Here is a 15,235-nt window from a genome sequence, read left to right on the forward strand (position 1 = left end):
AGTCCGTCTTGAGCCTTGCAGGCGATAGGCCACAGGCATACTTGCACCCAGTGGAAAATAACACCCAGTCACTTTTTGCCGCCCAGTCGCTCGAATCCCCCTGCGCACTGGCTGCCGCGCTGGCGCCCCATGCGGCAGCCGGACATTTCGATGAGTTGCGGGGCCGTGTGTCCGAAGGCCCCGCGCCCGCAGAGGCAGTCGCGTCGCAACAGCCACCCGCACTGCGCGCTGCCGGCAGCACCGCGCAACCCCCTGCCACTCAAGCTGAGCGCCCGGCCGCTACCGACGACACGCTTTCGCCGGACTGGACGCGGTTTTTCAATTTTCTCGGCACTGACGGTTTTTACGACCTGAACCATCGCACCGCCAACCTTCGCCGCCAGATTCGCGATAACGGGGTGACCTATAACGTCTACGCCGACGCCAACGGCCCGCAGCGGCCTTGGGCGCTGGACCTGTTCCCCATGATGGTCTCGGCGGCTGACTGGGCACAGATCGAGACAGGCATCCAGCAGCGTGCACGCCTGCTGGACCGCGTGATGGCCGACATCTACGGACCGCAGGAGTTGTTGTCCAAGGGGCTGTTGCCCAGCGCGCTGGTGCATGCCCACCCCGGCTACCTGCGCGGCATGCAGGGCGTGCAGCCGGCCGGTGGCACTTATTTGCACATTGCCGCGTTCGATATCGCGCACGGCCCCGATGGCCGCTGGTCGGTGGTGTCGCAGCGCACCCAGGCGCCCTCGGGACTGGGCTATCTGCTTGAAAACCGCCTGACCATTTCGCTGCTGTTTCCCGAAGCCTTCCGTGAGATGAAAGTCGAACGGCTGGCAGCGTCGTACAAAGCGCTGGTCGACGGCCTCAAGGCCATGAGCCCGGTGGACAGCAACGAGGAAAGCCGCGTGGTGCTGCTGACGCCGGGACCTTACAACGAAACCTATTTCGAGCATGCCTACCTCGCGCGTTTCCTGGGCCTGACGCTGGTCGAGGGCAGCGACCTGCTGGTGCGGGACGACAAGCTTTACCTGAAAACCCTGCGCGGCCTGGAGCGCGTGCACGGGCTGCTCAAGCGCCTGGACGACGAATTCCTCGACCCGCTGGAGTTGCGCTCCGACTCCACCCTGGGTGTTCCCGGCCTGCTGCAGGTGATACGCGCAGGCAATGTGCTGGTGGTCAACACACCGGGCTCGGCCTTCCTCGAATCCAGCGCGCTGCTCGGCTTTTTGCCCGCACTGTCCGAACACCTGCTCGGCGAGACCTTGGCTTTGCCTTCGCTAGCCACCTGGTGGTGCGGCGAACAGGCAGTGATGCAGGACGTGCTGGGCCAGCTCAAGAACGCCGTGATCAAGCCAACCTACCCCGGCACGGGGATGGAATCCGTTATCGGCCATACGCTGTCGCGCCGTGCCCTGGACGAATGGGCGGGCCGCATCGTGCGCCGCGGCGAAGACTTCACCGTGCAGGCTTATCTGCCGCTGCCACAAACACCCACCTGGCAGGGCGAGCGGATTTCCCCGCGCTCGGCCATGCTGCGCGTGTTCGCGGTGGCGGACGGCAATGGTTCCTGGCAGGTGCTGCCCGGTGGATTGGCGCGCCTGGCCGGCAAGAACGAAAACATGTCATCGATGCAGCACGGCGGCAGCAGTGCAGACGTGTGGGTCTTGGGGAATTCGTCTGCCGCCAGAGCAACAGCCGAAGCCAGCGCCACGCCACGCGCCGAGCAACCGGCCGCCTGGACCGCTGCACCGCTGCGTCACCGCCCTCCGGTCACCAGCCGCGCAGCCGAAAACCTTTTCTGGCTGGGCCGCTATACCGAGCGCGCCGAAAATTCCACGCGTCTGGCGCAGATCACGCTGCAATGCCTGGGCGGCGAGGACCAGACTTCGGAGCCGCTGTTAGCCTGGCTGACCAGCATGGCCGTCGGCAACGCGCTGGTGCTCGACACCGTGCCACCGGCCACGCACGCACGCCGCGTCTTTGAACGCGCGCTGATCGCCAACCTGGCCGACACCGAGCAGGCCGCCAGCGTGGGCTACAACCTGCGGGCACTCAAGAGCGCGGCCTCTGCCGTGCGCGAGCGGCTGTCGCAAGAGCAGTGGCACATGATCGTGCGTACCGAGACAGACTTCTTCCAGCGCTGCTCTGTGTTCAGTGCGGTGAGCCCGACCCAGACGCAAAGCCAGGGCGGACAAAGCCAGAGTCAGAGTCAGAGCCAGTACCTGCTCGAATATTCTTCTGTCGAGGCGCTGCGGGCGCTGGAGTCAGCCAGCGGTTTCCTCTCAGCCATGACGGGCGCGCAAACCGACCGCATGACCCGTGACGACGGCTGGCGCCTCCTGAGTGTGGGCCGGCTGATCGAGCGGCTCAACACCCTGGCCGGCGCGCTCGCGCGCGGTTTCGAAACCGGGTCAGTGTTCGAGGAAGGCGGCTTCAACGCCATGGTGGCGCTGTTTGACAGCACCATCACCTTCCACGCGCAATACCAGCAGCGCCGCGACATCCCGGCCCTGCTCGATTTGCTGGTGCTGGACCGCGACAACCCGCGCTCCCTTGGCTGGGTGGTACAAACCCTGCGCGGGCGCCTGGCCAAGCTGGCCGGCAGCGCACCCGGCGACATGCCTGACCTCGCGATGGAACTGCCAGACCCCGGCAGCTGGGCGCTGGCTGATTTGTGCCAGGAAGCGCAAGCGCACGCCGGCGACGGCGAGCACGAAGGCGGCGAACAACATGACGGGCAGCTGGTCCAGTTGCTGGAGCAATGCTGCGACGCCGCGCTGGACCTGTCGGACACCCTGAGCCGCCGCTATTTCAGTCACGCTGCGTCCGCCAGCCAGAGTCTGGGCGCCTGAGCCAGGGCCTGTTAACGCTATTTATGCTGCTTCATGTCGTCCACGAAACCCGTTACCGCTATGCCCCGGCGGTCGAGAACGCGCACCACGTGGTGCACCTCAAGCCCGCCAACCGCAACGGCCAGAGCCTGCTGAGCTACGCGCTGCACGTGGACCCGGCGCCCGTTCAGTTGCGTGAAACCACCGACGTATACGGCAACTCACGCAGCTACTTTTCACTGCAGGCCGCGCATGAAAGCCTCACTGTGGTGGCCGACAGCATTGTTTCCACCTCGGCCCTCAACCCGCTGCAGTCCGAAGCGTCCCTCTCCACCGGCAGGCCCGCATCGCCGCCCTGGGAACAGGTACGTGAGCAGTTCCGCTACCGCGCCGGCGCCGCTTACGACAGCGCTTCCGAATTCCTGTTCCCCTCCCCCTATGTGCCGCGCGACGAAGCCTTTGTGGAGTTCGCACGGCCCAGCTTTTTGCCTGGCAGGCCCTTGCCTGAAGCCGCGCGCGACCTGATGGAGCGCATCCACAGCACCATGACCTATGAAAGCGAAAGCACCGAAGTCAACACGCCGGCTCTTGAAGCACTTCAGCAAGGCAAAGGCGTTTGCCAGGACTTCGCGCACATCATGGTGGCCTGCTGCCGTGCGATGGGTCTGCCGGCGCGCTACGTCAGTGGTTATTTGCTGACCAGTCCGCCGCCCGGCCAGCCGCGGCTGGTAGGCAGTGATGCTTCGCACGCCTGGGCTTCGGTGTATTGCCCGGGTCTGGGCGCCTGGCTCGACTTTGACCCGACCAACAACCGCGCGCCGGGCGAAGATTACGTCACGCTGGCCATTGGCCGCGACTTCCTGGATGTATCACCCATGCGCGGCGTGATCCGCGGCGGGGCCCAGCACATTCTGGATGTGGCCGTGACGGTGGAGCCCTTGCCCGACATGGCAGCCGCAGCTACGAACTGACCGGCTCCCCCAGTACCGAGCCGTCGGGCAGGCCGCGCACCAGCCAACGCCGGCACAGTCCTACAAACTCCTGCGCAGCCCCTGATTGCGCCTGCCGCGGTTTGAAGGCCAGCAAAGCCCTAAACCACACATCAGCCGCCAGCGGCACGCTGCGCAAACCCAGCGCCAGGTATTCGCGGGCCACCAACGGGTTGGTGACCGCCAGCCCGGCGCCGGCCAGCACCAGCGCGCATTGCGTCGCGCTGTAAGGCGTTTCGATCACAAAACGCGGCTGCACGCCAGCCTGGGCCAACGCCGCTTCGAGACGCCGCTGCGCCGGGTCGGACGCTGACAGGCCTACCAGCGGCACTTCCTGCAAATCCTGCGGGTGCAGCAGCTGTTTACGTGCCAGCGGATGGGCAGCCGGCATGACGCAAACAGCAGGCGCCTGGTAGAACATCGATGACACCAGGCCGCTGGTATCCGCCTCATCACCCAGGAAAGCCAGATCCACCGCGCCCTGGAACAAAGCCTCGCGCAGCACCTTGGAGCTGTCGACCATCAGCAGGCAACGCGTGCGCGGATAGCTGCGCTGAAATTCGGCCAGTGCCCAGGGCATGACGCTGGCGGCCATGGCATGCAACGAGCCGATGCGCAGCACCGTGTCTTCATGCGACTGCAGGGCCACGATTTTTCGCTGCACGGCCTCCAGGCCTTCATACACCCGCTCCACCTCCTCCATCAGCGCGTGGGCCTCTGGCGTAGGCGTGAGCTTTCCCTTGGGCCGGTCAAACAGCTTGAGCCCGGCGCGGGCTTCGAGCTGTTGCAGCAGCTGCGTTACCGCCGGCTGGCTGACGTGCAGGGCTGCGGCCGCCCGGTTGGCCGTGCCCAGCCGCATCACCATGCGGAACACCTCGATCTGGCGTGCACTCGCATCGGCCATGGCCATCTCCTATAAGTTTTACTTATTTTAAATCGCGAACGGGCCGCGCACGCCGGCCTCAGCTCTTCGTACCATCTGTGCATGAATCCCGCTTCTTCCGAATCCTTCCATGGCCCAGCTACGGTAAGCCGAAATCCCCGTCTCGCACAGCTGCGTTGCATCCACTGCTCCCGTGAATACCCGCTCCAGGACATGCCTGCCGGCTGCCTGCACTGCGCCGATCGAGGTACATCCGCCAGCTTGGAGGCCGTCTACACCCAATTGCCGAAAACCCTCCATGCAGCCAGCACGGGTTATAAGTGGGGCGACTGGCTGCCCTACACAAAAGGCGTCTCCCTCGGCGAAGGCAGCACACCCTGCCTGGACCTGCCGCGCCTGGCACGCGAGCTCGGCGTCCGTCAGCTTTCGGCCAAGCACGAAGGCATGAACCCCACCGGTTCCCACAAGGACCGCATGTCGGTGCAGGCCGTCAGCCGCGCGTTGGACGTAGGCGCGCAAATGGTGGTGCTGGCCTCCAGCGGCAACGCGGCAGTGTCGGCGGCGGCCTATTGCGCGGCCGCCGGCCTGCGCTGCGAGATCGCCACCTACCACGACATGCCAGCACCGTATGCGCGGGCGCTGTATTACCTGGGCGCCCAGCGCGTGGTGTTCGACCGCGGCTTTGGCCGCTGGGAGCATGTGCGCCGCCGCGTCGAGCAAGATGGTGCTTTCGCGCTGACCAACTACACCGTGCCCGCCGTCGGCAGCCCGGTGTTTGGCGTGGAAGGCTACCGCGCCGTGGCGCTCGAGTGCGTGGCGGACGGCTGTATTCCCGACCACGTGCTGGTGCCCACCGCGCGCGGCGATTTGCTCTGGGGCCTCTACAGCAGCTTTCGCGACCTGTTGCACGCCCGCCTGATTGAACGCATGCCGCGCCTCTGGGCCGTTGAGCCCTTCCCACGCCTTTCCAAAGTGCTGGACGGCGCACCGCTGCAGTCCGAATTCAGCGGGCAGACGGCGCAGTTTTCCATAGCCGGCAGCACCGTCACGCTGCAACAACAACGCGCCGTGCGGCAATCGGGCGGCGGCGCGGTCGTTGTGGACGATGCCGGTGCGATTGAAGGCTTGTCAAAACTCGCCGCGCAAGGCCTGTGGGTAGAGCTGTGCGCCGGCGCCTGCGTCACCGCGCTGGCGCGGCTGCGCGCGCAGAACGACATCGAGCCCTCACACCATGCCCTGCTGCTGCTCACCGCCAAGGGTGACCGCGATGCCTTCGATGCCCTTGCCTGATTTCATTCATCCCTCCAGCCTGCAAAGGAACTTCCCATGATCGCCAAAAAGATTCGACTGCTTACCGCCTTGTTGTTTGCCTCTGCCAGCTTGATGGCCGCCGGCGCCCATGCGGCCTACCCCGACAAACCCCTGCGCCTGATCGTGCCCTGGGCGCCGGGCGGCAGCACAGACGCGATTGCGCGCGCTATTGCGCAGCGCATGAGCGAAACCATGGGCCAGACCGTGGTGGTGGACAACCGCTCCGGCGCCTCCGGCCGCATCGGCACAGAAGCCGCAGCCAAGGCCCCGCCCGACGGCTACACCTTTGCCATCGTCGAATTGCCGCACGCGATTGCGCCTGCGGTCTTCAACAAGATGCCGTATGACTTGCTGCGCGACTTCACACCGATTTCCATGGTCGGCACTTCACCGCTGCTGCTGTTCGCCAACGGCGCACAGTACAAGAACGGCGATGCCAAAGGCTTCCTGAAGAACTATCGCAACAGCAAAGTCCCGCTGACGCTGGCCCACAGCGGCAACGGCTCCATCAGCCACCTGTCGAGCGAACTGATCGCCGGCGCCACCGGGATGAAGGTCAACGCCATTCCCTATCGCGGCTCCGCCCCGGCGCTCACCGACGTTGCGGCCGGCCAGGTAGACGCCCATTTCGCCACCCTGGCCAGCGGCAGCTCACTGCTGGGCGCAAACAAAATTTCCGCGCTGATGGTGACGGGAAGCGCGCGACTGCCTGGGCTGCCTGGCGTGCCGACGGCGCGGGAAGCCGGCATCGAGGGCATGCAATTCAACCAGTGGTGGGCCCTGGTGGCGCCCGCCACCACGCCAATCGAGATCGTCGAGCGGCTGCGCAGCGAAGCCGTGGCGGCGCTGGCCCACCCCTCAACCCGCGAACGGCTCACCACGCTGGGGATTGAGCTCAAGGGTTCCACCCGCGACGAACTGCGCGCCTTCATGCGCAGCGAAGTGGAGCGCTGGGGCACAGTGGTGCGCAAAGCTGGCATTAAGCCTGAATAACGCCAAGGCATGCAATGACGGAACGGCTGCGGGGGCTACGCAGCGTTCCATCATTTCCTTTCATGACCGCAAAGGCTTCCCAAGCCCGGCCGCCACCCTACAATTCCCTGCACTGCCAGCCGGCCGCGCAGTTTTTTCGCTATCAAAACAATAGCTGCTTGCGCTCGTTTTCACTGGGCTGGAACCATCTTTCTTCATCAAAAGGACCATCATGAACGCCTACGACAAGCTGAAAGCCCTGAACATCACCCTGCCCCCTGTAGCCATTCCCGTAGCCGCCTACCTGCCCTTTGTGCAGACCGGCAACCTGGTGTTCCTGAGCGGCCATATCGCCAAGAAGGACGGCAAGCCCCTCGTCGGCCAGCTCGGCAAGAACATGACGACCGAAGAAGGAAAAGCTGCCGCACGCTCGGTCGCCATCGACCTGATGGGCACGCTGGAAGCTGCCGTCGGCCTGGGCAAGGTCAAGCGCATCGTCAAGCTCATGAGCCTGGTCAACTCGACCGGGGACTACACCGAGCAGCACTTGGTGACCAACGGCGCCAGTGAGCTGTTTGCCGAAGTCTTCGGCGACGCCGGCAAGCATGCACGCAGCGCCTTTGGCGTGGCCCAGGTTCCCATGGGCGCTTGCGTCGAGATCGACCTGATCGCCGAGGTCGAATAAGCCCTTCGCCGCGGCGCTGGGCATCCGCAATCATTGTGGGGATAGCGCACCGGCGACAAGCGCCGGCCTGCGTCGCCGCTTAAACTCAACACGCCCCGGCATTTTCCGGGGCAGCGTTCTCAGGGCGGGGTGAAATTCCCCACCGGCGGTGTTTGCAGGCAACTGCATCAGCCCGCGAGCGCCCGGCCTCCCTCACGGCAGGCCGGGGTCAGCAGATTTGGTTTAACTCCAAAGCCGACGGTCACAGTCCGGATGAAAGAGAGCGCGATGCAAACGGCTGTGCCGTGGGCGTTTACAACGGGGCGCGTTCTGCGCTGCGGCTGTTCGCGCGTCCACATGCAAAGCCGCAGGCTCGTGCGCCCTGATTCTGGTAATACCTAACAGAGGCCATCCATGAGTCAGTCAACCCAGTCTCCCGTTTCCGCCATCCAATCTGGCGGCTCTTCCCACAAGGCGCGTTTCGCCTTTATTCAGTCGTCCTGGCACGAAGACATCGTGGACCAGGGGCGCGGTGCTTTTCTGGCCGAAATGGCCCGGCAAGGGGTAAGCCCCGAGTCCATCGACACGTTTGAAGTGCCGGGTGCGTTTGAGATCCCTTTGCATGCCAAAAAGCTCGCGCAATCGGGCTGTTATGCGGGCGTGGTCTGCTGCGGACTGGTCGTGGACGGCGGCATCTACCGCCACGAATTTGTGGCCGATGCCGTGATCAGCGCGCTGATGGGTATCCAGCTGGAAACCGGCGTGCCGGTGTTTTCAGCGGTGCTGACGCCGCAGCATTTTCATGAGCATGATGAACACCGCAAGTTCTTCACGGCGCATTTTCTGACCAAGGGCAAGGAAGTGGCGCAGGCCTGCCTGGAGACGGTGGCGGGCCTGAAGAAGCTGGAGTCGCTGCTCGCGGCCTGACGCCGTTCACAGTGGGCCAGACGGCTCTTTTGCTATGAAATTAATAGCAGAAAGTCCAGAAAATACCTGGGCTACAGACCCATTCCTTACTCTACCCGGGTGATACCGCTTGGCTTGAAACCCAGGTCTGCCGCCTTGCCTTTGCGGGCACGTGCAGCGCGCGCATTGTTCAACGAGCGGATTTCAAGCGTTTCCTCGCGCGCCTTGCCGCCACGGCCAATGCCTTCAATTTTCACGCTGCGCGTGTAGGCGGCTGCACCGGCCAGAGTGTCCTTGGCTTCGAGGTCGATCAGCATCAGGCCGCGTCCGCCGGCAGCCTGCATCTTCAGCTCGCCGATCTCAAACGTCAAAATACGGCCGCCCGTTGAGGCGCAGGCCACATGTGTAGCAGGCACCAAAGGCACCGCGCCGCTGTTGAAAGCGGCGTGCGACGGCCGGCAGATGGTTTCGCCTTCGGCGCAGCTGATGAAGGCCTTGCCCGCCTTGAGGCGTGACGTCATGTTCTCGACCGTGGCAAGGAAGCCGTAGCCGCTGCTGGCGCTGAGCAGTAGCGCAGCGTTGGCCGGCCCCGCAAAGTAATGCACCAGCTGCGTGCCGGACTCCAGGTCGATCAGCGTGGTGAGCGGCTGGCCGTCGCCACGCGCGCCGGGCAGCAATGACACCGGCACCGAATAAATGCGGCCGCGCGAACCAAACGCCAGCAGCGTGTCGACGGTGCGGCATTCAAAGGTGCCGTACAGCCCGTCGCCAGCCTTGAAAGCGAAGCCCGCCGGATCATGCCCATGCCCGTTGCGTGCGCGCACCCAGCCCTTGTCGCTGATGACCACGGTCACCGGCTCGTCAATCACCTTGACTTCCAGCACGGCTTTCTTCTCGGCTTGAATCAATGTGCGGCGTGCGTCCGAAAACTGCTTGGCGTCGGCCTCGATTTCCTTGACCAGCAGGCGGCGGAGCGCCGCCGGGCTGCCCAGGATTTCCTCAAGCCTGCCCTGCTCTTCGCGCAGGTTTTTAAGGTCCTGCTCAATCTTGATGGCTTCGAGCCGCGCGAGCTGGCGCAGGCGGATTTCAAGAATGTCCTCGGCCTGGATTTCGCTGAGCTTGAAGCGCGCGATCAACGCCAGCTTGGGCTCTTCCGACTGGCGGATGATGGCGATCACCTCGTCGATGTTGAGCAGCACCAGCTGGCGGCCTTCCAAGATGTGGATGCGGGCCAGCACTTTGTCCAGGCGGTGCTGGGAGCGCTTTTGCACCGTGGTCTGGCGAAACTCGATCCACTCCGCCAGCATCTGGCGCAGGTTTTTCTGCGTCGGCTTGCCGTCCAGCCCCACCATGGTCAGGTTGATGGATGAGGAGCTTTCCAGGCTGGTGTTGGCCAGCAAGGTGTTGATGAGTTCGGACTGGCTGATCTTGCTGGTCTTGGGCTCGAACACCAGGCGCACCGCAGCGTCCTTGCTGGATTCGTCACGCACCACGTCGAGCACGGCCAGGATGGTCTGCTTGAGCTGGACCTGCTCCTGGCTGAGGGCTTTCTTGCCGGCCCTGATTTTGGGGTTGGTGAGTTCCTCGATTTCTTCGAGCACGCGCTGCGTGCTGACGCCGGGCGGCAGTTCCTGCACCACCAGCTGCCACTGGCCGCGCGCGAGTTCTTCAATCTTCCAGCGGGCGCGAACCTTGAGCGAGCCGCGGCCGGTGCTGTAGGCCGCCCTGATCTCCGCGCTGCTGGAAATGATCTGCCCGCCACCCGGATAGTCGGGTCCGCTGATCAGTGCGAACAGCTCCTCGTCGGCGAGCTTGGGCGTCTTGATGAGGGCCACACATGCATCAGCCACTTCACGCAGGTTATGGCTGGGAATCTCGGTAGCCAGGCCCACAGCAATTCCGCTGGCGCCGTTGAGCAGCGTGAACGGCAGGCGCGCCGGCAACTGGCGCGGCTCTTCGAACGAGCCATCGTAGTTGGGCACAAAGTCGACCGTGCCTTCGTCAAGCTCGTCGAGCAGCAGCGTCGTGATGCGGGCCAGTCGCGCTTCGGTGTATCGCATCGCAGCAGCGCCGTCGCCGTCGCGGCTGCCGAAATTGCCCTGTCCATCGATGAGCGGATAGCGCTGGCTGAAATCCTGCGCCATGCGCACCATCGCGTCGTACGCCGCCTGGTCGCCATGCGGATGGTATTTGCCGAGCACGTCGCCGACCACGCGGGCGCTTTTGACCGGCTTGGCACCGCTCGCGCCGTTGGCCCCGCCAAAACCCAGGCCCATGCGCGACATGCTGAAGAGAATGCGGCGCTGCACCGGCTTCTGGCCATCGCAGACGTCGGGCAAAGCGCGGCCTTTGACGACGCTCAGCGCGTATTCGAGATAAGCCCGCTGCGCGTACGCGGCCAGCGAATCCTGGTCTGCGGGTTCGGGGATCGGGGCTACTGCGTCCGGTGTGAAGAGATCGTCATCCATCGTGAATTTGGTCTGGGCTAGGTCAAGTTATGCCGGTCCGGTGCGCACAGGCGCGGCCGGTACAGGATTATGAAAAGAAAAGAGGGAGTCGCTTCAGGCAGCCGGGTTTGGGGCAGAACGCCAGGTGCATGGCCTCAGTACGGCTCAGGCTGGGCCTCTGCCGTGGCAGTAGACACCACCGTGGGCGACACCATGTTGCCGCGGCCCGTGACCCCGCCCATCATTTCCATGCGAACGCGCCCGCCGGACGCCATCATGCTGGGGGGTTTGAGGTGGTTATAAAGCTGCATCACGGTTTTGACGTAGTTTTTGGTTTCGGGGTAGTTGGGAATCTTGTTGCCGGCGCGCTGCACCGCGCCCTCACCGGCGTTGTACGCAGCGATGGCCAGCTCCAGCTGGCCGGGAAACATCGCGATCAGGTCGCTGAGGTAGCTGGAGCCGGCCCGGATGTTGGTCTTGGGATCGGTGAGCCTTTTGTGGATGGTGGAATCCTTGGTGGCCCGCACGCCGTAACGCTCCGCCGTCGGCGGGATCAGCTGCATCAGCCCGACCGCGCCCTTGGGTGAAACGGCCTGGGCATTGAATCCGGATTCGGTGGCGATCAGGGCCTGCAGCAGCTCGTAGTCGATGCCGTGCTTGGCGGAAGCCTCGCGCAGCAGGTGTTTGACGGCCTTGTAGTTGGGCGACACATCAAAGTAGGCCAGCAGCTTGGGCGGTGCATTGGCTATACCGGTGGCTTGGTTGGCCCCGTTGCCGACTGCCTTGCCGCTTTTGGCAACGTTGTTGCCCGCGCTGAAGCTCTCAGAGCCGCGAAAGAAAAGCTCATAACGGTCATCCAGCCGCACGGCCGAAAAATGCGCGATGCCGTCCTTGTCGACGTAGCCCCAGATGTCGGCATGGGCAGATTGCTGCGACAGCAGCATTAGCAGGCTCAAAAGAAATCCCAGCCAGAGCCCAGGTTTGCCTTGAATAATTTTCATATGAAATCCATTGTTGATCGCCCAACCATCCAGGTAAACCTGTCGGCCTCGGGCCATGGAAGCCGAGAAGACGGTTTACAGGAACGGCAAAACATCAAGTTATTCATCGTTACGAGTCAGGACTTCAGTGTGAGCACAATTCTTAAAACGGCCCCGCCAATCATGACGATCAGCAAAACCACCATTCCCCGATAAAACCATTTCAGCGGCTTCCGGCGCTCATCGAGTGCGCCCACGTTGCGCTTGAAAGCATCTACTTCTGCATCGGCTGCCGAACTCATCCGTTCAAGTTCAACCTGCATTTGACGGTCAATTTCCGCCAGTCTTTTTTCATCAACAGGTCCGGTCCGGTTCATTCGCTGCAACTCGGCAAACAGCAGGTCACTCTTGCGGTTTGCCTCTCTGCGGAGTTCCGCAGCTTGCTCTCGCTGCTCCGCCACGTCAATTGCTTCAAGGTAGTTCCAGCCCTTGACCCTTCGCCCACCTGATTTGTCCGCGATGAACTGGACGGCCCGGACGACGAGTTCCGGGTCCCTTCCCAGAAAATCGCAACCGACCTCCACTACGGCTGACTGCTGCTTCAATTTGGGAGCCGTCCAATGAAGCCATCCCGGCATCAAAGCAGATTTCAGCCCGTTAAACGTCACTGGGTCCAGCGCCAGCATCAAGATCGCCTTCTTTTGCCCCTTGACTTCAAACTGTTTCAGATCGATACCGCGAATGTGCTTCCAGGCAATAGCGGGCAAACCGCTGAGCTTCAAGCCGAGCAAATCTGCCCTCAACGCGCTGCCGGATTGCCATGCGGCATAACCTGAAACAAGCAAGCTTGCGACATACACAAGCAATAAAACACCAAAACTGCCCAGCAAGGCCACGGGAACCAACTTCCCTTCCAGCCAGGTCGCCCTGGCCAGCAAACCCGTCACCCCCAAAATCAGCAACAGCGCAACGACAAAACAGAGCCAGCGAAACCAGCGGAAAGGCACGTCCAGCGCACTGTCGCTGAACCGTAGCGCCTCCAACTTGACATCCTTCTCCGCCTGCTGCTTCTTTCTGGCGATGGTCTTCTCTGAAAAAATCGACAAACACAAACCCCCTGCGGCAAGAGCGAAAGCAAAGCCGGAGGCCATGAATTCGTGGCGCGCAAGTGCCACCGTCGCCCAGAATGCGGCAAGCACCAGTACCACGATGCCCATCACACGCACAAACGACAGGAGAAGCCTCAAACGTCCACCTCGACGCTGTCGCCGTGCAGCTCCATCAGCTCGCGCCGTGCGGCAGCTTCGCCTTTTCCCATCAGCTTGGTGATGAGCGTCTCGGTTTGCAGGAAACCCTGGTTGCCCAACTGCACGGGCAACAGGCGGCGCGTGTCAGGATTGAGCGTGGTTTCCCACAATTGTTCCGCGCTCATTTCGCCCAGGCCCTTGAAGCGGCTGATGCTCCAGGCGCCTTCTTTCACACCGTCTTTGCGTAACTTGTCCAATATGGCGATCAATTCACCTTCATCCAGGGCATACACCTTGGATGCTGGCTTTTTTCCCCGCGCCGGCGCGTCCACCCGGAACAGCGGCGGCCGGGCGACATAGACATTACCCGATTCGATCAATTTGGGGAAGTGGCGGAAAAAGAGGGTCAAAAGCAGCACCTGGATGTGCGAGCCGTCCACATCGGCGTCACTCAGGATGCAAACCTTGCCGTAGCGCAGGCCGGAGAGGTCGGGCGTGTCGTTCGGGCCGTGCGGATCAACCCCGATGGCGACCGCGATGTCGTGGATTTCGGTGTTGGCAAACAGGCGGTCGCGCTCGACCTCCCAGGTGTTGAGCACCTTGCCGCGCAACGGCAGAATGGCCTGGCTTTCCTTGTCGCGGCCCATCTTGGCGCTGCCGCCTGCCGAATCGCCCTCGACCAGGAAGACTTCGTTGTGCGCCAGGTCCCGGCTTTCGCAATCAGTCAACTTGCCGGGCAGCACCGCCACACCCGAGCCCTTGCGCTTTTCGACCTTCTGACCCGCTCTCTGGCGGGTTTGGGCGGCCTTGATGGCAAGTTCGGCCAACTTGCGGCCGTAATCGACGTGCTGGTTGAGCCAGAGCTCCAGCGTGGGCCGCACAAAGCTGGACACCAGCCGCACCGCATCGCGTGAATTGAGGCGCTCCTTGATCTGGCCCTGGAACTGTGGGTCCAGCACCTTCGCGCTCAGAACATAGCTGGCGCGGGCAAAAACGTCTTCGGGCAAGAGCTTCACGCCTTTAGGCAGCAGCGAATGCAGGTCGACAAAGCTCTTGACGGCGTTAAAAAGGCCGTCTCGCAGGCCACTTTCATGGGTGCCGCCGGCGCTGGTCGGGATCAGGTTGACGTAGCTTTCGCGCACCGGCTGGCCTTCTTCGGTAAAGGCCACGCACCACTGCGCGCCTTCGCCCTCGGCAAAGCTCTCGTGCGACGCGTCGGCAAAGCCTTCGCCCTCAAACATCGGGATCACCGGGTCGCCCGTCAGGGTCTGCATCAGGTAGTCGCGCAGGCCACCCTTGTAGAGCCAGGTCTGGATGTCTTTGGTTTTCTCGTTGGTCAGCGTCACCGTGACGCCGGGCATCAGCACCGCCTTGCTGCGCAGCAGGTGCGTGAGCTCGGCCATGGGCAGCGCGGCCGACTCGAAGTATTTGGCATCGGGCCAGGCGCGGACGGTGGTTCCGGTCTTGCGGTCGCCCTCCCCGTTTTTGCGCAGGTGCAGCTTCTCAATGACATCGCCGCCCGAGAACACCAGGCGAGCGACCATGCCTTCCCGATAGGAGGTGACTTCCAGGCGTTTGGACAGTGCGTTGGTCACGCTCACGCCCACACCGTGCAGGCCGCCCGAAAAGCTGTAGGCACCGCCCTTGCCCTTGTCGAACTTGCCGCCGGCGTGAAGCCGGGTATAGACCAGTTCGATCACGGGTGCCTTTTCTTCCGGGTGCAGGCCGAAGGGGACGCCGCGGCCATCGTCTTCCACACTGACCGAGCCGTCGGTATGCAACGTGACCTTGATCTTCTTGCCGTAACCGGCCAGCGCCTCGTCGGCGGAGTTGTCCAGCACCTCCTGGACGATGTGCAGGGGATTGTCGGTGCGCGTGTACATGCCCGGACGCTGCTTGACGGGCTCCAGGCCCTTGAGCACGCGGATCGAACCTTCGGAATATTCAGTGGGTAGTTTGTCAGCCATGGCAGATGAAAGAATTGCCGCAATTGTAGTCGGGCTGGGCAAAG

The 15,235-nt window shown here is 63.2% G+C and carries 11 protein-coding genes and 1 riboswitch; of the genes, 6 read left to right on the plus strand and 5 right to left on the minus strand.

The window, feature by feature from the left end; genetic code table 11:
* The first annotated feature begins 50 nt into the window (after nucleotides 1–50).
* Both ACQ4MS_RS00790 and ACQ4MS_RS00795 read left to right on the plus strand, forming a co-directional pair.
* Complete coding sequence (locus ACQ4MS_RS00790) at nucleotides 51–2,846, plus strand: circularly permuted type 2 ATP-grasp protein (RefSeq protein WP_431097082.1); 2,796 nt, start codon at nucleotides 51–53, stop codon at nucleotides 2,844–2,846.
* 23 nt (nucleotides 2,847–2,869) lie between these two features.
* Nucleotides 2,870–3,796, plus strand: coding sequence for a transglutaminase family protein (locus tag ACQ4MS_RS00795; RefSeq protein WP_431097084.1), 927 nt, complete (start codon nucleotides 2,870–2,872; stop codon nucleotides 3,794–3,796).
* Here the strand turns inward: ACQ4MS_RS00795 and ACQ4MS_RS00800 are convergent.
* Nucleotides 3,786–4,718 carry a LysR substrate-binding domain-containing protein gene (locus tag ACQ4MS_RS00800; RefSeq protein ID WP_431097085.1) on the minus strand — a complete coding sequence of 311 codons (933 nt, stop codon included), beginning with the start codon at nucleotides 4,716–4,718 and terminating at the stop codon, nucleotides 3,786–3,788. The genes ACQ4MS_RS00795 and ACQ4MS_RS00800 overlap by 11 nt on opposite strands.
* Before the next feature lie 81 nt (nucleotides 4,719–4,799).
* Between ACQ4MS_RS00800 and ACQ4MS_RS00805 the strand changes: the two genes are divergently transcribed.
* From ACQ4MS_RS00805 to ACQ4MS_RS00820, 4 genes are all read left to right on the plus strand, one after another.
* The gene (locus ACQ4MS_RS00805) at nucleotides 4,800–5,987 is read left to right on the plus strand and encodes a pyridoxal-phosphate dependent enzyme (RefSeq protein ID WP_431097087.1); all 1,188 of its coding nucleotides are present in this window, start codon (nucleotides 4,800–4,802) and stop codon (nucleotides 5,985–5,987) included.
* A gap of 36 nt (nucleotides 5,988–6,023) precedes the next feature.
* Nucleotides 6,024–7,001 carry a Bug family tripartite tricarboxylate transporter substrate binding protein gene (locus tag ACQ4MS_RS00810; protein WP_431097089.1) on the plus strand — a complete coding sequence of 326 codons (978 nt, stop codon included), beginning with the start codon at nucleotides 6,024–6,026 and terminating at the stop codon, nucleotides 6,999–7,001.
* A gap of 211 nt (nucleotides 7,002–7,212) precedes the next feature.
* Entirely contained in the window at nucleotides 7,213–7,665 is a 453-nt protein-coding gene (locus ACQ4MS_RS00815) for a RidA family protein (protein ID WP_431097090.1), read from the plus strand.
* A gap of 111 nt (nucleotides 7,666–7,776) precedes the next feature.
* Nucleotides 7,777–7,933: riboswitch (FMN riboswitch) on the plus strand.
* A 125-nt stretch (nucleotides 7,934–8,058) separates the two neighbouring features.
* Nucleotides 8,059–8,571, plus strand: a complete 513-nt coding sequence (locus tag ACQ4MS_RS00820; RefSeq protein ID WP_431097092.1) for a 6,7-dimethyl-8-ribityllumazine synthase — start codon at nucleotides 8,059–8,061, stop codon at nucleotides 8,569–8,571.
* Between the two features lie 86 nt (nucleotides 8,572–8,657).
* Here the strand turns inward: ACQ4MS_RS00820 and parC are convergent, their stop codons facing one another.
* The 4 genes from parC to ACQ4MS_RS00840 all read right to left on the minus strand — a co-directional run bounded on the left by parC (nucleotide 8,658) and on the right by ACQ4MS_RS00840 (nucleotide 15,191).
* Complete coding sequence (parC, locus tag ACQ4MS_RS00825) at nucleotides 8,658–11,018, minus strand: DNA topoisomerase IV subunit A (protein ID WP_431097093.1); 2,361 nt, start codon at nucleotides 11,016–11,018, stop codon at nucleotides 8,658–8,660.
* A gap of 134 nt (nucleotides 11,019–11,152) precedes the next feature.
* Nucleotides 11,153–11,998, minus strand: a complete 846-nt coding sequence (locus tag ACQ4MS_RS00830; RefSeq protein WP_431097094.1) for a lytic transglycosylase domain-containing protein — start codon at nucleotides 11,996–11,998, stop codon at nucleotides 11,153–11,155.
* A 116-nt stretch (nucleotides 11,999–12,114) separates the two neighbouring features.
* Complete coding sequence (locus tag ACQ4MS_RS00835; RefSeq protein ID WP_431097095.1) at nucleotides 12,115–13,224, minus strand: hypothetical protein; 1,110 nt, start codon at nucleotides 13,222–13,224, stop codon at nucleotides 12,115–12,117.
* Nucleotides 13,221–15,191, minus strand: coding sequence for a DNA topoisomerase IV subunit B (locus tag ACQ4MS_RS00840; protein WP_431097097.1), 1,971 nt, complete (start codon nucleotides 15,189–15,191; stop codon nucleotides 13,221–13,223). Before ACQ4MS_RS00840 ends, ACQ4MS_RS00835 begins: the two co-directional genes overlap by 4 nt.
* Between the last annotated feature and the right edge of the window lie 44 nt (nucleotides 15,192–15,235).

It is taken from the genome of Polaromonas aquatica (assembly GCF_050626995.1).
GTDB classification, from domain to species: Bacteria; Pseudomonadota; Gammaproteobacteria; order Burkholderiales; family Burkholderiaceae_C; genus Polaromonas; species Polaromonas aquatica_A.